The sequence below is a fragment of the Ramlibacter sp. genome (genome assembly GCF_050250995.1).
Classification (GTDB): Bacteria; Pseudomonadota; Gammaproteobacteria; order Burkholderiales; family Burkholderiaceae_C; genus Ramlibacter.
In genome coordinates, this window is record NZ_JBFWNP010000022.1 from 1 (window position 1) to 14,631 (window position 14,631).

A 14,631-nucleotide genomic window follows, 5' to 3' on the forward strand; every position below is an offset into this window, starting at 1 on the left:
CGGTGAGCACGTAGCGGCCCGCCACGCCCATGCGCGAGGGCGCGGCCTCGGGATCGGGCTTCTCCACCAGGGCCTGCGCGCGCAGCAGGCGTTCGCCCACCCGCTCGCCCGCCACGATGCCGTAGCGGCGCACGTGTTCGCGCGGCACTTCCTGCACGGCGAGGACGCTCGTGCGGACACGGTCGAAGACATCGACGAGCTGCGCCGTCACGCCCTTGCCGCCCTCGGGTCCGCTCATCAGATCGTCGGCCAGCAGCACGGCGAAGGGCTCGCTGCCCACGAGCGGCTGCGCGCACAGCACGGCGTGGCCAAGGCCCAGCGCGCGCGGCTGGCGCACGTACGAGCAGACCATGTCCTCCGGCGCGAGCGTCCGCACGAGCTTCAGGAGGGCCGTCTTGCCCGCGGCTTCGAGTTCGTTCTCGAGTTCGTAGGCGGTGTCGAAGTGGTCCTCGATCGCGCGCTTGCTTCGGCCGGTCACGAAGATCATGTGGCGGATGCCGGCCTCGTAGGCCTCTTCGACGGCGTACTGGATGAGGGGCTTGTCGACCACCGGAAGCATTTCCTTGGGCTGCGCCTTGGTCGCCGGGAGGAAGCGGGTGCCGAGGCCGGCGACCGGGAAGACCGCCTTGCGAACGGGTAGGGGATGACTCATCGACGTCGGGTCCGGATAGGGTTAAAGTTCGCGAAACATTTTCATGCCGGGAGTCGACTGTGTCACGAAATTCCTTCGCGGTTCCGTAGGCGGAGGCGAATTCCTTGGACATCCTTCTTGTCGAGCGGCTCGTTCCCGAAGCCGTGGCCTGGCTCGAGTCGCAGCACTCGGTCGAGGTGCGGCCCGAGCTTGCGGCGGACCCGAGCGCCCTGCGCAAGGCCGTCTACAACACGCAGGCGCTGGTGCTGCCTCGCAAGGTCGTGGTCACGCGCGAGTTCATCGACTTCGCGCCCGTGCTGAAAGCCGTGGCCCGCATGCACGTGGGCACGGACAACACCGACCTCGAGGCCTGCCGCGCACGCAATGTGCGCGTGATCCAGGCGACCACCGCCAACGTGCGCTCGAACGCCGAGTACCTGCTCGCGGGGTTGCTGCTCCTGTACCGGCGCGGCATCGGCTCGTCGCTGAACGGCGACCGTCACGCGGAAATCCGCATCGGACGCGAGCTCAACGGCAGCGTGGTCGGCCTCTTCGGCCTCGCGCCGACGGCCCACACGCTGGCGCTCATGCTGCACTCGCTGGGCGCGAGGCTCATCGGCTACGACCCCGCGGTGCATCACACCGCGCCGCTGTGGCAGCGCCTGCAGATCCAGCCGGTGACGCTCGCGGAGCTGATGTCGCAGAGCGACGCGATCTCGGTGCAGATGATGTACGCGACGCGCTTCCAGGGCTTCATCAACGAGAAGGTGCTCTCCCGCTGCAAGCCGGGGCAGGTGTGGGTCGGCATCAGCCGCTCGCAGCTGTTCGATGGCGATGCGTTCGCGGCCGCACTGTCCGACGGGCGCATCGAGTCGGCCATGCTCGACGGCGCCGAAACGGGCTTCGCCTCGCGCGGGACGCGGCTGCACGAACTCGACAACCTGTTCCTCACCCCGCGCATCGGTTCGCACACGCGCGAGGCGCGGCTGCGGGCGAGCTGGTACGTGGCGCACCGCGTCCACGAGACGCTGGGGGGTGGGGCGGCACGGTCGGGCGACACGGTGGCTCCGACGGATCCGATGTCGTTGACGCGTTAGAGGCGGCGGCGCGCCGCGTCCCTCAACCCAGCCGCGCCAGCTGCGATTCGATCTTCGCGAGCGTCGCGCCGAAATCGGCGATGCGCTTGCGTTCCTGCTCGATCACGGCCGGCGGCGCCTTGGCCACGAAAGCCTGGTTCGCGAGCTTCGCGTTCGCCTTCGCCACCTCGCCCTGCAGCCGCGCGGCCTCCTTCGACAGACGCGCCTTTTCGGCGGCCACGTCGATCTCCATGAACAGGCTCAGGCGCACGTCGCCGACCATCGCCACAGGGGCGGCCTGCGCGGCCGCGGCCCAGGCCGCCTCATCGTCGAACACCTTCACTTCGCCGAGCTTCGCGAGCGCCTGCAGCACCGCCGCGTTCTCGCGCACGAAGACGCCGTCGCCCGTGACATAGGCGGGCAACTTCGTCGCGGGCGACACGTTCATTTCGCCGCGAAGGTTGCGGCACGCGTCGACGAGCGCCTTGAGCTTCGCGACGGCGGCCTCCGCCGCCTCGTCGACGTTCGCGGCCTGCGCCTGCGGATACGGCGCGACGCTGATCGTCTCGCCGGTCTTGCCCGCCACGGGCGCGACCTTTTGCCACAGCTCTTCGGTGATGAAGGGGATGACCGGGTGCGCGAGGCGCAGGATCGCCTCCAGCACGCGGATCAGCGTGCGGCGCGTGCCGCGCTGCTGCGCCTCGTTCCCCGTCTGGATCTGCACCTTCGCGATCTCGAGGTACCAGTCGCAGTACTCGTCCCACACGAACTGGTAGATCGTGTTCGCGACGTTGTCGAGCCGGTATTCGGCGAAGCCCTTCTCGACGTCGGCCTCGGCCTTCTGCAGGCGCGAGACGATCCACTTGTCGGCCTGCGTGAGCGTGGCGTCGGCCTCCGCGAGGTCCTTGCCTTCGCAATTCATCAGCACGAACCGCGTGGCGTTCCAGAGCTTGTTGCAGAAGTTGCGGTAGCCCTCGCAGCGCTTCGCGTCGAAATTGATGTTGCGGCCGAGCGTCGCGAGCGATGCGAACGTGAAGCGCAGCGCATCGGCGCCGAAGGCGGGAATGCCCTCGGGGAATTCCTTCTCGGTGTTCTTGCGCACGATGGGCGCGGTCTCGGGCTTGCGCAGTCCCGTCGTGCGCTTGACGAGCAGGGGCGCGAGCTCGATGCCGTCGATGAGGTCGACGGGGTCGAGCACGTTGCCCTCGGACTTGCTCATCTTCTTGCCGTGCGAATCGCGCACGAGGCCGTGGATGTACACGTGGCGAAACGGCACCTGCCCCGTGAAGTGCGTCGTCATCATGATCATCCGGGCGACCCAGAAGAAGATGATGTCGTAGCCCGTGACGAGCACGGACGAGGGCAGGTAGAGGTCGAGGTCCTTCGTCTTCGCCGGCCAGCCGAGCGTGGAGAACGGCACGAGCGCCGACGAGTACCAGGTGTCGAGCACGTCGGGGTCGCGCGTGAGCGTGCGGCCCGGCGCCTTCGCCCGCGCCTCGGCTTCGCTGCGCGCGACGATCACATCGCCGTTCTCGTCGTACCACGCGGGAATCTGGTGGCCCCACCAGAGCTGGCGCGAGATACACCAGTCCTGGATGTTGTTCATCCACTGGTTATAGGTGTTCACCCAGTTCTCGGGCACGAAGGTCACGTCGCCCGACTGCACCGCGTCGATCGCCTTCTGCGCGATCGACTTGCCCGTCGGGTCCTGCTCGCTCACCTTCGTCATCGCGACGAACCACTGGTCGGTGAGCATCGGCTCGATGATCTGGCTCGTGCGCGCGCAGCGCGGCACCATCAGCTTGTGCTTCTTCGTCTCTTCCAGCAGGCCCTGCGCGGTGAGATCTTCGACCACCGCTTTGCGCGCGACGAACCGGTCGAGGCCGCGGTACTTCGCGGGCGCGTTGTCGTTGACCGTCGCGTCGAGGTTCAGCACGCCGATCATGGGCAGGCCATGGCGCTGGCCCACCGCGTAGTCGTTCGCGTCATGCGCGGGCGTCACCTTCACGACGCCCGTGCCGAATTCGCGGTCGACGTAGTCGTCGGCGATGATGGGGATCTCGCGGTCGCACAGAGGCAGCTTCACGTTCTGCCCGACCAGGTGCCGGTAGCGCTCGTCCTCCGGATGCACCATCACCGCGACGTCGCCCAGCATCGTCTCGGGCCGCGTAGTCGCCACCGTGAGATGGCCCGCACCCGAAGCGAGCGGGTAGCGGATGTGCCAGAGGAAACCTTCCTCCTCCTCGCTCTCCACCTCCAGGTCGCTCACCGCCGTCTTGAGTTCCGGGTCCCAGTTCACCAGCCGCTTGCCGCGGTAGATGAGGCCCTGCTCGTAGAGCCGCACGAAGGTTTCGGTGACGACGCCCGAGAGCTTTTCGTCCATCGTGAAGTACTCGTGCGACCAGTCCACGCTGTCGCCCATGCGGCGCATCTGCGTGGTGATGGTGTTGCCGGACTTCTGCTTCCACTCCCACACCTTCTTCACGAACTCGGGCCGGCCGAGGTCGTGGCGCGACTGTCCCTGCTCCTGCAACTGCCGCTCCACGACGATCTGCGTGGCGATGCCTGCGTGGTCCGTGCCCGGCACCCAGAGCGTGTTGTGGCCGCGCATGCGGTGATAGCGCGCCAGGCTGTCCATGATCGTCTGGTTGAACGCATGGCCCATGTGCAGCGTGCCCGTGACGTTGGGCGGCGGCAGCTGGATGGAGAAGGACGGTTGCGTGTCGTCCGGCGCGCCCGTGCCGCGATGGCCGGCCCGGGCATAGCCGCGCTCCTCCCACTGGGGACCCCAGCGGGCTTCGATGGCGGCGGGTTCGAACGATTTCGAGAGGCTGTTCAGGCCGGGTTGGGGGTCTTGGCTCACCTGCCGATTTTACAGACCGGACCGTTCCCCGGGCTCGCGCGCGGCTTCCACGCACGCCTTCAGCACGGCCGCGTCGCCGATCTGGTTGGCCAGCAGCATGACGAGGCGCGCATTCAGCAGGGCCGACTGCGCCGCATCCAGCCCCTCGTGCGCGTCGAGCAACTGCTCGTAGAAGCCGTCGGCGTCCTGCAGGTTCGGCTCGGTCTTCATGCGGTGGCCTCCAGGTCGGCGCCCAGCGCCCGGCCCAGGGCATGGATCAGGGCGCCGTCGATGTCCTCGCCGGTCGCGGCGAGGTAGGAATCGGGCCGCACGAGCGCCCAACGGTGGCCGAAGACGCGGCACGCCTCGCGAAGATGGCCGTGCGGGTCGGCGACATGCTCCTTCGCCGACGCGCGCTGGCGCGGCGCGACCGCCTGCACCGCCACCAGCGGCGCGGCTTCGGAAAGCGCACTCAGCCGCCGGGCATCGCCGCGCGAGAGTTCGCCGAAGACGAGCAGGAGCATCCGGCCGTCCGCCCAGGCGAGCAGGTCCGCGAGCGTGCCGCGCGCACCATCGGCCCATTCGAATGCGACGTTCTGCACGTTCGTGCCCCCGGTCTCGTCGCAGATCGACGAGCGCGTGTACGTGTTCGCCACCGCCATGCGGCCCGTGTTGACGAGCTGCCGCGCGAACGGGTGCCGGCGCGCCAGGGAAATCGCGGCCGCCCGGAAGAGCTTCTCGCCGTTCGAGGTCGGCCGCAGGAAGCGCGAAGTGCGATTCGTCACATGCACGTTCTGCTGGGCGGCCTCCAGGCGCTCCTCGTCGTAGGTGTCGAGCAGCGACGGCGCGGCGCGACCCCGCACGACGGCCGCCAGCTTCCACGCCAGGTTGTCCGCATCGGCGATGCCCGAATTGCCGCCCCGTGCGCCGAATGGGCTCATCAGCTTCACGGCGTCGCCCATGAGGAAAAGCCGTCCATGCCGCAGGCCGTGGACGCATTCGCTCTTGTACGCATAAGGCCCGACCCAGACGATCTCCACCTCCGTGTCCGGGCCGAACTGCCGCGCGAGCCGCTCGCGCACCACCTCTTCGCGGCTCACGGCCGCGGGGTCGCTGTCGGGCGCCATCTGCCAGTCGATGCGCCAGACGTTGTCGCCCATCAGGTGCTGCCACACGGCGCGGTTCTCGTTGAAGGGCGCCTCGATCCAGGTGTGGCGCTCGGCCGGCGGAAGGGTCTTGAAGCGCACGTCGGCGATGCACCAGCGGTCGTCGCCGCGGCGGCTCGTCACGCCGATGTCGACCCACTTTCGAAACGGGCTGTGCGAGCCGGTCGCGTCGATCACGTGCTCCGCTTCGAGCATGTACTGGCCCGCGGGCGTGTCGACGGTCAGCGTCGCCTTTTCCTCGTCCTGCACGAAGCCGACGACGCGGTTGCGCCACCGGATGTCGGCGTGTCCGAGTTCCGCGATGCGCTCGACGAGGTAGCCCTCCACGTAGAACTGCTGGATGTTGATGAAAGGCGGCTGCTCGGAGAGATTGAACGCGCCTTGCTGGCGCAGGTCGAACGAATACACCTCGTCGTGGCCGGCGAAGGTGCGGCCGACGCTCCACTGGATCCCCTTGGCCGCGATGCGCTCGAAGATGCCCAGCCGCCGGAAAATCTCGAGCGACTTCTGCGTGTAGCAGATGCCGCGCGAGGCCGCGCCCTTGACGCCGACGGTGTTGTCCTCGTCGAGCACCACGGCGGCGACGCCGAACTTCGCGAGGGCGCACGCGAGCGTGAGGCCGCTCATCCCGCCGCCGACGATGACGATGGGGTGCCGCTTCCGCTCGCCCGAAGTCAGCTCGGGCGGCTCGCGAAACGGGTACTCGGGCAGGCGGTAACCCGTGCCCTGCGTGAACTCGTAGCCGTTGACGAATGCCGACGCGGCGAATCCGCCCATGACGCTCACGCCTTCACGAATTCCGGCCGGTCGTTCTGCTGCGGCTTGAGCGGCGCGACCGATTTGCCCGCCGCGCGGTCCTTGCGCCACTGCGCCTTGCGCTTCGTCCACTCGTTCAGCCGGTCGTGCGCGGTCTTGCTCTCCTGCAGCATCTGGAACTCGTCGGCGAGCTGCGCGGTGAGCTCCAGCCGCACGCCGTTGGGGTCGAAGAAGTAGATGCTGTGGAAGATGTGGTGGTCGGTCACGCCCAGCACCTCGACGCCGTTGGCTTCCAGCCGCATCTTCATCGCCTCCAGCTCCGCGATCGTGTTCACGCGAAAGGAGATGTGGTTGACCCACTTCGGGGTGTTGGGCGAGGGCTCGCACGCGACGTCGTCGCCCAGGTCGAAGAACGCGATGAACGAGCCGTCCTGCAGTCGGAAGAAGAAGTGCGTGTAGGGGCAGTATTCGCCCGTGCTCGGCACCACGTCGCTCTGGATGATGTGATAGAGCGGCAGGCCGAGGATGTCTTCGTAGAAATGCCGCGTTTCCTCGGCATCCTTCGCGCGGTAGGCGTAGTGGTGCAGCTGCTGGATGGGGGCGGGCGGGGGCAGTGCTGGGGTGTGCGGCATGTCGGTGTCTCGTTCAACGATGCGTAATGCGTTCACTGTATCGTAACGGTCGGCGGGTTGACGACGTCAATCAACCCTGCCGTATCCATAGCCGTCGGCGATGAGGTCCATTGGGGCCGGCTATTGGACGGCTCCGCCCGATCTCACTACGCTTGCGCTGTCGCCGCAAGCGCGGGGCATGTTCTTTCTCTCATCATCATCGACGAAGGAGATCACCCATGGGACAACTCAAAGGCTCCAAGACGGAAGAAAACCTGAAGGCCGCCTTCGCGGGCGAGTCGCAGGCGAACCGCCGCTACCTCTACTTCGCGAACAAGGCGGACGTGGAAGGCCAGAACGACGTGGCGGCGCTGTTCCGCTCCACGGCCGAAGGTGAGACGGGCCATGCGCACGGCCACCTCGAGTGGCTGGAGCAGTGCGGCGACCCGGCGACGGGCCTGCCGATCGGCGCGACGCGCGACAACCTCAAGGCCGCCGTGGCCGGCGAGACGCACGAGTACACCGACATGTACCCCGGCATGGCGAAGACGGCGCGCGAGGAAGGCCACGACGAGATCGCGGACTGGTTCGAGACGCTGGCGAAGGCCGAGCGTTCGCACGCGAACCGCTACACGAAGGCCCTGAACGAACTGACGGACTGAGGGCGAGAGAGATGGCGCGGGAAGGCAACCTGGAGGCGCCTACGCGCAATCCCCTCGACTGGAAATCGCAGGCGTTCTACGACGAAGCCGCCTGCTTCAAGGAGCTCGAGCGGGTCTTCGACATCTGCCATGGCTGCCGCCGCTGCGTCAGCCTGTGCGCGTCCTTCCCGACGCTCTTCGACCTGGTCGACGAGAGCAAGACGGGCGAGGTCGACGGCGTGGACAAGAAGGACTACTGGAAGGTGGTCGACCACTGCTATCTGTGCGACCTCTGCTACATGACCAAGTGTCCCTACGTGCCCCCGCACGAATGGAACCTGGATTTCCCGCACACCATGCTGCGGGCCAAGGCGATCAAGTTCAAGCAGGGCGGCGTGGACTTCGGCGCGAAGTTCCTGTCGTCGACCGACGTGCATGGGCAGCTCGCTGGAATCCCCATCGTCACGCAGGTCGCGAACGCGGTGAACCATACGAAGCCGGCGCGCGCCGCGATGGAGGCGACGCTGCACGTGGATCGCAACGCCTGGCTGCCGGCGCTTGCCACGCGAAGGTTCCGTGGCGCCGCGCCCGAATCCGCCAACGTCCCGGTGAAGGACGGCGAGCGTACGCCGGGCAAGGTGGCGGTGTATTCCACCTGCTACGTGAACTACAACGAGCCCGGCATCGGCATGGACTTGCTGAAGGTGCTGGCGCACAACGACATTCCGTACGTGCTCGTCGAGAAGGAGAGCTGCTGCGGCATGCCCAAGCTCGAACTCGGCGACCTCGAGTCCGTCGATGCGGGCAAGCAGAAGAACATCCCCGTCCTGGCGAAATACGCCCGCGAAGGTTATGCGATCCTTGCGGCGGTGCCGAGCTGCACGCTGATGTTCAAGCAGGAAATCCCGCTGATGTACCCGGACGACGCCGAGGTGCAGGCCGTCAAGAAGGCGATGTGGGACCCGTTCGAGTACCTCGCCGCGCGCCGCCGCGACGGCCTGCTCAAGACCGACTTCAAGACGCCGCTCGGCAAGGTGAGCTACCACGTGCCCTGCCACCAGCGCGTGCAGAACATCGGCCGCAAGACCGAGGAAGTGCTCAAGATGGTGCCGGGCACGACGGTGCATACCAACGAGCGCTGTTCCGGCCATGCCGGCACCTACGGCGTGAAGAAGGGGACGCACGAGGCCGCGATGAAGATCGGCAAGCCGCTGTTCAAGCGGATGGCGGAGCACCCCGCGGGTGGCGCACCCGACTACATCAGCTCCGACTGCGCGCTGGCCGGCCACCACATCGAGCAGGGCTTCGAGCGCAACGGCCTGGGCGAGCCCCAGGTCGAACATCCGCTGTCGCTCGTGCGCAAGGCGTACGGGCTGGACTGAATTCGACATCGACGATTCGCCATGGAACTCAAGGGAACGATCACCGCCGACAGCCTGATGTCGCTGGAGGCCTACAGCAAGTGGCGCAAGGCGCACAAGGGCGAGATCATCGCGCACCGCAAGCTGCGCTCGGTGCATCTCGGCGAGCACATCGGGGTGCAGTTCGAGAGCGAACTGTCGATGCGCTACCAGATCCAGGAGATGCTGCGCATCGAGAAGATCTTCGAGGAAGAGGGCATCCAGTCGGAAGTCGACGCCTACGCGCCGCTCGTGCCCGACGGCACGAACTGGAAGGCCACGATGATGATCGAGTATCCGGACGAGAACGAGCGCCGCCGCGAACTCGCGCGCCTCATCGGCGTGGAAGACCGCATGTTCGTCGAAGTCGAGGGCCATGCGCGCGTCTACGCGCTGGCCGACGAGGACCTGGAGCGCGAGAACGACGAGAAGACCTCGGCCGTGCATTTCCTGCGCTTCGAGCTCGACGCCGCGATGCGCGCCGCCGTGAAGGCCGGCGCGGGCGTGAAGCTCGGCTGCGACCACACGAACTATCCGGCGCACGTGCAGATCGCGCCGGAGACGCTTGCGTCGCTGGCGAGCGATCTGCGCTAAGGCGCGAACCTGTCGACGGCGTCCGTGATGATGCCGTCGGTGCCGAGCGCGATCAGCCGCTCGGCCGCCCACTCGTCGTTCACCGTGTAGCTGAGGCAGCGCATGCCGACGGCGTGCACGGCGGCCACGGTCGCGCTGTCCCACAGCGCATGGTTGCAAACGAGCGCCGCGCACTTCAGGGACTGCGCGCGCTGCAGCCAGCCATCGGTGAAGTTGTCGACCAGCAAGCCCCGGGGAATTTCGGGTTGCGCGGCGGCGGCGGCCTGCAGCGACTCGACCTTGAACGACGTGAAGAGCGGCGGAACGCGCCCCTTCCACCAGCGCGCCGCGTGTTCGGCGACGACCGTGCCGGTGCGCGCCTCGACGCCCGGCGTCGGCTTGATCTCGATGTTGAAGAACAGGCCGTTGGCGATGCAGTAACGCGCCAGGCTCTCGAGCGTCGGCAGCGGCTCGCCCGCGTACGCGCGCGAGTGCCAGCTGCCGGCATCGAGCCGCGAGAGCTCTGACCAGGGGCGCTCGCCACCCACGCCCGTGCCGTTGGTGGTGCGTTCCAGGGTCGCGTCGTGCATCAGGAACGGCACGCCGTCGGCGGACAGCTTCGCGTCGCATTCGAACATGCGATAGCCATGGTGCGCGCCGAGGCGGAACGCGGCGAGCGTGTTTTCGGGGGCGAGGTGTCCGGCGCCCCGGTGCGCGATCCAGCGCGGATAAGGCCAGGCTTGCATGGGGCGACTCAGATCCGCTTGTTCGTGGTGGCGTCGAATTCGTGCAGGCGCCCTTCGAGCGGCCGCACGCGAATCCAGTCGTCGGGCTTCGGCGCGGGTTGCGCTTCGTCGGTGCGGACGATCACCGCCTCTTCGCCGAGCTTGCCGTAGACGAGCCGTTCGGCGCCGAGCAGCTCGACCGTCTCCACGCGCACGTCCCAGCCTTCGTTGCCGACGGCGAGATGCTCGGGCCGGATGCCGGTGATCACGCCGCTGCGTCCGCCCGGCGCGTTCTTCAGCAGGTTCATCGGCGGCGAGCCGATGAAACTCGCGACGAAGGTGGTCGCGGGCCGGTGGTACACCTCCTCGGGCGTGCCGAACTGCTCCATCGCGCCGGCGTTCATCACGATCATGCGCTGCGCGAGCGTCATCGCCTCGACCTGGTCGTGCGTGACGAAGAGCGAGGTGATGCCCAGCTCGCGGTGCAGCTTCTGGATTTCGATGCGCGTCTGCGCGCGCAGCTTGGCGTCGAGGTTCGACAGCGGCTCGTCGAACAGGAACACCTGCGGCTGCCGCACGATCGCACGGCCCATGGCGACGCGCTGGCGCTGCCCGCCCGACAGCTGGCGCGGCTTGCGCTCGAGCAGGTGCGCGAGCTCGAGGATGCCCGCGGCCTTGTCGACGCGCTGCCGGATCTCGGCGGCCGGCATCTTCTTGATCTTGAGGCCGTACGCCATGTTGTCGTACACGCTCATGTGCGGATACAACGCGTAGTTCTGGAACACCATGGCGATGTCGCGCTCGGCCGGCTCGAGCTCGTTGACGACCCGGTTGCCGATCCAGATCTCGCCGCCGGTCACTTCCTCCAGCCCCGCGATCATGCGCAGCAGCGTCGATTTGCCGCAGCCCGAGGGGCCCACGATCACGATGAACTCGCCCTTGTCGATCTCGGCGTTCACGCCGTGGATCACCTGGACTTCCTGCTTGCCCTTGCCGTACTTCTTGACGACGTTCTTCAGAGAGATGGCTGCCATTTCTATTTTTCCGTATCCACGAGACCCTTGACGAACCACTTCTGCATCAGCACGACGACGATGGCCGGCGGCAGCATCGCGAGGATGGCCGTCGCCATGATCACGTTCCACTCCACCATCGAGTCGCCGCTGTGCGGGATCATCTGCTTGATGCCCATGACGACCGGGTACATGTTCTCGTCGGTGGTGACGAGCAGGGGCCAGAGGTACTGGTTCCAGCCGTAGATGAACTGGATGACGAAGAGCGCCGCCATGCTCGTGGCCGACAGGGGTAGCAGCACGTCGAAGAAGAAGCGCATCGGACTTGCCCCGTCCATGCGCGCCGCCTCGGCGAGTTCGTCCGGCACCGTCAGGAAGAACTGCCGGAACAGGAAGGTTGCCGTGGCCGACGCGATGAGCGGGATGGTGAGCCCCGCGAAGGTGTTGAGCATGCCGAGGTCGGAGATGACCTTGTAGGTGGGCACGATCCGTACCTCCACCGGCAGCATCAGCGTGATGAAGATCGCCCAGAAGAACGCCATCCGGAACGGAAAGCGGAAGTACACGATCGCGAAGGCCGACAGCAGCGACACGGCGATCTTGCCGACCGCGATGCCGATGGCCATCACGAAGCTCACGAACAGCTGTCGCGCGACCGGCGCGGTGGAGCCGCTGCCGCCGCGCTGGCCGCTGAGGGCGCCGACGTAGTTCTCGACGAAATGAGCGCCCGGCAGCAGGGGCATCGGCGCCTGCACGATGTCCTGCTGCGTGTGCGTGGAGGCGACGAAGGCGACGTACACCGGAAACGCGATGATGATCACGCCGACGATCAGGACCGCGTGCGAGAGGACCGCGAGGAAGCGGTTGCGTTCGATCATTGGTAATTCACCTTCTTCTCGACGAAGCGGAACTGAACCACGGTCAGCAGGATGACGATGACCATCAGTACGACCGACTGCGCGGCGGAGCCGCCCAAGTCGAGCGCCTTGAAGCCGTCGAAATAGACCTTGTAGACGAGGATGGCGGTCTCCTTGCCGGGGCCGCCCTTGGTGGCCGCGTCGACGATGCCGAAGGTCGCGAAGAAGGCGTAGACGATGTTGATCACGAGGAGGAAGAACGTGGTGGGCGACAGCAGCGGCAGCTGCACCGTCCAGAACCGCCGCCAGGGCCCGGCGCCGTCGATGGCGGCCGCCTCGATCAGCGATTTCGGGATGCTCTGCAGGCCGGCGACGAAGAACAGGAAGTTGTACGAGATGTGGCTCCACACGGCCGTCATCACGATGAGCGCCATCGCATGGTGGCCGTTGAGCAGCGGGTCCCAGCCGAAACCGAGGTTGCGCATGTAGTAGGCCAGCACGCCGATGCTCGGCGAGAACATGAACAGCCACACCACGGCGGCCACGGCCGGCGCGACCGCATAAGGCCACACGAGCAGCGTGCGATAGAACGTGGCGGTGCGCAGCACGCGGTCCGCGAACACGGCGAGAAGGAGCGACAGCACGATGCCGAAGAACGCGACGAGCGCCGAGAAGATCGCCGTGGTCTTGAACGAGGCGAGGTAGGTCTCGTCCTTCCAGAGATTGCGGAAGTTCTCGAGGCCCACGAAGGTCACGGTGCTTCCAAACGCGTCCTGCTGCTGTACCGATTGCAGCAAGGCCTGGCCGGCGGGCCAGAAGAAGAACACCGAGATGATGGCGACCTGGGGCAGCAGCAGCAGCCACGGCAGCCAGGTGGCGCGGAAGACGACTTTCTTTTCCATTCGGGGATTTCAATGAGGCAAGGCCCCTTGCGGGGCCTTGGCCGTTTCGTCGGTGGTCGGGGTCAGCCCTTGTTGGCCTTGTCGAAGCGCTCGAGCAGCTCGTTGCCGCGCTTGACGATCGAATCCAGCGCTTCCTTCGCCGACTTCTTGCCGGCCCACACCTGCTCGAGTTCCTCGTCCTCGATGGTACGGATCTGCACGTAGTTGCCCAGGCGGATGCCGCGCGACTTGTTGGTCACCTTGCGGATCATCTGGTTCACGGCCGTGTCGGTGCCGGGGTTCTGCTTGTAGAAGCCCGACGACTCGGTCAGCTTGTACGCGGCCATGGTGATCGGCAGGTAGCCGGTGCGCTTGTGGCTGGCCGACTGCACTTCGGGGCTGGAAAGGTACTCGAAGAAGGTCGCGATGCCCTTGTATTCCTCGGGCTTCTTGCCCGACATCACCCACAGGCTCGCGCCGCCGATGACGGTGTTCTGCGGCGCGCCGGGCACGTCCGGGTAATAGGGCATGGTCGACACGCCCAGCTGGAACTTCGCGTTCTTCGAGAAGTTGCCGTAGGAGCCCGAGGACGCCGTGATCATCGCGCACTCGCCGGAGACGAAGGAGCCGTCCGCCGCCGCATTGCGGCCCTTGTAGATGAACAGGCCCTGCTTGGCCATGTTGGCGAGGTTCTCGATGTGGCGCACGTGCAGGGGCGAGTTGGCGACCAGGCGCGCGCCGGGACCCTTCAGTCCGTTGTCCTGCGTGGCGAGCTCGGTGTTGTGCCAGGCCGAGAAGCTCTCGAGCTGGGTCCAGCCCTGCCACGATGTCGTGAACGGGCACTTGTGGCCGCTCGCCTTCAGCTTGGCGGCCGCAAGCGCGACCTCGGGCCAGGTCGCCGGCATCTTCGTCGTGTCGAGGCCGGCGTTCTTGAACGCGTCCTTGTTGATGTAGAAGACCGTGGTGGAGCTGTTGAACGGATAGCTCAGCATCTGCCCGTTGGGCGCCGTGTAATAGCCGGCGACGGCGGGGATGTAGGCGGACGGGTCGAACTTCTTGCCGGCGTCCTCCATGACCTTGCCCACGGGCACGATCGCGGTCTTGCTGGCCATCATGGTGGCGGTGCCGACCTCGAACACCTGCAGGATGTGCGGCGCGTTGCCGGCGCGGAACGCGGCAATGGCCGCCGTCATCGATTCGTCGTACGCGCCCTTGTAGACCGGCGTGACCTTGTAATCCTTCTGGCTGGCGTTGAAGTTCTTCGCGAGGTCGTTGACCCACTCGCTGTTGACGGCGGTCATGGAATGCCACCACGTGATCTCGGTCTGCGCCTGGGCGGCGGTCGCGAAGACGGCGGCCAGCGCGAGGCTGCAAAGCTTGAGTTTCATGAATTCTCCTTGGATGAAATGCCCGGGAAGCGCAGGACTGTAGGGCAGATTTGTGACAACGATTAGAACGG

The 14,631-nt window shown here is 66.6% G+C and carries 14 protein-coding genes; 4 read left to right on the top strand and 10 right to left on the bottom strand.

All coding sequences use genetic code 11. From position 1 onward, the window contains the following. Positions 1 to 652: UTP--glucose-1-phosphate uridylyltransferase (locus AB7E83_RS15195; RefSeq protein WP_428570866.1), on the bottom strand; the 652-nt coding region annotated here is incomplete at its 3' end. Positions 653 to 756: 104 nt separating this feature from the next. On the opposite strand from AB7E83_RS15195, the gene AB7E83_RS15200 reads away from it, so the two are divergent. Beyond that, the gene (locus tag AB7E83_RS15200; RefSeq protein WP_428570868.1) at positions 757 to 1,728 is read left to right on the top strand and encodes an NAD(P)-dependent oxidoreductase; all 972 of its coding nucleotides are present in this window, start codon (positions 757 to 759) and stop codon (positions 1,726 to 1,728) included. Positions 1,729 to 1,750: 22 nt separating this feature from the next. On the opposite strand, the gene AB7E83_RS15205 is transcribed toward AB7E83_RS15200, so the two are convergent. From AB7E83_RS15205 to AB7E83_RS15220, 4 genes are read right to left on the bottom strand one after another with little or no spacing between them, the layout of a single operon-like run. After that, positions 1,751 to 4,570: a valine--tRNA ligase gene (locus tag AB7E83_RS15205; protein WP_428570870.1), complete on the bottom strand. Its 2,820-nt coding sequence runs from the start codon at positions 4,568 to 4,570 to the stop codon at positions 1,751 to 1,753. Between the two features lie 9 nt (positions 4,571 to 4,579). Continuing rightward, the gene (locus AB7E83_RS15210) at positions 4,580 to 4,780 is read right to left on the bottom strand and encodes a DUF2783 domain-containing protein (protein WP_428570872.1); all 201 of its coding nucleotides are present in this window, start codon (positions 4,778 to 4,780) and stop codon (positions 4,580 to 4,582) included. Further along, a complete protein-coding gene (locus tag AB7E83_RS15215) occupies positions 4,777 to 6,492 on the bottom strand; it encodes an FAD-dependent monooxygenase (protein WP_428570873.1) in 1,716 nt (571 codons plus the stop codon). The genes AB7E83_RS15210 and AB7E83_RS15215 overlap by 4 nt, the downstream gene beginning before the upstream one ends. A gap of 5 nt (positions 6,493 to 6,497) precedes the next feature. Next, positions 6,498 to 7,103: a VOC family protein gene (locus AB7E83_RS15220; RefSeq protein ID WP_428570875.1), complete on the bottom strand. Its 606-nt coding sequence runs from the start codon at positions 7,101 to 7,103 to the stop codon at positions 6,498 to 6,500. A gap of 218 nt (positions 7,104 to 7,321) precedes the next feature. Here AB7E83_RS15220 and AB7E83_RS15225 point away from each other — a divergent pair, with 218 nt between their 5' ends. The 3 genes from AB7E83_RS15225 to AB7E83_RS15235 are packed head-to-tail and all read left to right on the top strand — an operon-like array spanning position 7,322 to position 9,717. Further along, entirely contained in the window at positions 7,322 to 7,744 is a 423-nt protein-coding gene (locus AB7E83_RS15225) for a rubrerythrin family protein (RefSeq protein WP_428570877.1), read from the top strand. An 11-nt stretch (positions 7,745 to 7,755) separates the two neighbouring features. Further along, entirely contained in the window at positions 7,756 to 9,105 is a 1,350-nt protein-coding gene (locus AB7E83_RS15230; RefSeq protein WP_428570879.1) for a heterodisulfide reductase-related iron-sulfur binding cluster, read from the top strand. A 21-nt stretch (positions 9,106 to 9,126) separates the two neighbouring features. Further along, positions 9,127 to 9,717 (top strand): DUF3501 family protein, encoded by a 591-nt coding sequence (locus AB7E83_RS15235; protein ID WP_428570880.1) that lies wholly within the window; start codon positions 9,127 to 9,129, stop codon positions 9,715 to 9,717. On the opposite strand, the gene ugpQ is transcribed toward AB7E83_RS15235, so the two are convergent. The 5 genes from ugpQ to ugpB all read right to left on the bottom strand — a co-directional run bounded on the left by ugpQ (position 9,714) and on the right by ugpB (position 14,560). Then, positions 9,714 to 10,442, bottom strand: a complete 729-nt coding sequence (gene ugpQ / locus AB7E83_RS15240) for a glycerophosphodiester phosphodiesterase (protein WP_428570882.1) — start codon at positions 10,440 to 10,442, stop codon at positions 9,714 to 9,716. The genes AB7E83_RS15235 and ugpQ overlap by 4 nt on opposite strands. An 8-nt stretch (positions 10,443 to 10,450) precedes the next feature. After that, the gene (locus tag AB7E83_RS15245; protein WP_428570884.1) at positions 10,451 to 11,455 is read right to left on the bottom strand and encodes a sn-glycerol-3-phosphate import ATP-binding protein UgpC; all 1,005 of its coding nucleotides are present in this window, start codon (positions 11,453 to 11,455) and stop codon (positions 10,451 to 10,453) included. A gap of 2 nt (positions 11,456 to 11,457) precedes the next feature. Beyond that, positions 11,458 to 12,312 (bottom strand): sn-glycerol-3-phosphate ABC transporter permease UgpE, encoded by an 855-nt coding sequence (ugpE, locus tag AB7E83_RS15250; RefSeq protein ID WP_428570886.1) that lies wholly within the window; start codon positions 12,310 to 12,312, stop codon positions 11,458 to 11,460. Further along, entirely contained in the window at positions 12,309 to 13,193 is an 885-nt protein-coding gene (gene ugpA, locus AB7E83_RS15255; protein ID WP_428570888.1) for a sn-glycerol-3-phosphate ABC transporter permease UgpA, read from the bottom strand. The genes ugpE and ugpA overlap by 4 nt, the downstream gene beginning before the upstream one ends. 62 nt (positions 13,194 to 13,255) lie before the next feature. Then, positions 13,256 to 14,560 carry a sn-glycerol-3-phosphate ABC transporter substrate-binding protein UgpB gene (gene ugpB, locus AB7E83_RS15260; protein WP_428570890.1) on the bottom strand — a complete coding sequence of 435 codons (1,305 nt, stop codon included), beginning with the start codon at positions 14,558 to 14,560 and terminating at the stop codon, positions 13,256 to 13,258. Positions 14,561 to 14,631: the final 71 nt, after the last annotated feature.

Bases quoted from the DNA above. Each gene is read 5' to 3' on its own strand.
- ugpB (WP_428570890.1), bottom strand. From the start codon at position 14,560: ATGAAACTCAAGCTTTGCAGCCTCGCGCTGGCCGCCGTCTTCGCGACC.
- AB7E83_RS15215 (WP_428570873.1), bottom strand. From the start codon at position 6,492: ATGGGCGGATTCGCCGCGTCGGCATTCGTCAACGGCTACGAGTTCACG.
- ugpA (WP_428570888.1), bottom strand. From the start codon at position 13,193: ATGGAAAAGAAAGTCGTCTTCCGCGCCACCTGGCTGCCGTGGCTGCTG.
- AB7E83_RS15230 (WP_428570879.1), top strand. From the start codon at position 7,756: ATGGCGCGGGAAGGCAACCTGGAGGCGCCTACGCGCAATCCCCTCGAC.
- AB7E83_RS15220 (WP_428570875.1), bottom strand. From the start codon at position 7,103: ATGCCGCACACCCCAGCACTGCCCCCGCCCGCCCCCATCCAGCAGCTG.
- AB7E83_RS15245 (WP_428570884.1), bottom strand. From the start codon at position 11,455: ATGGCAGCCATCTCTCTGAAGAACGTCGTCAAGAAGTACGGCAAGGGC.
- AB7E83_RS15210 (WP_428570872.1), bottom strand. From the start codon at position 4,780: ATGAAGACCGAGCCGAACCTGCAGGACGCCGACGGCTTCTACGAGCAG.
- ugpE (WP_428570886.1), bottom strand. From the start codon at position 12,312: ATGATCGAACGCAACCGCTTCCTCGCGGTCCTCTCGCACGCGGTCCTG.
- AB7E83_RS15235 (WP_428570880.1), top strand. From the start codon at position 9,127: ATGGAACTCAAGGGAACGATCACCGCCGACAGCCTGATGTCGCTGGAG.
- AB7E83_RS15225 (WP_428570877.1), top strand. From the start codon at position 7,322: ATGGGACAACTCAAAGGCTCCAAGACGGAAGAAAACCTGAAGGCCGCC.
- ugpQ (WP_428570882.1), bottom strand. From the start codon at position 10,442: ATGCAAGCCTGGCCTTATCCGCGCTGGATCGCGCACCGGGGCGCCGGA.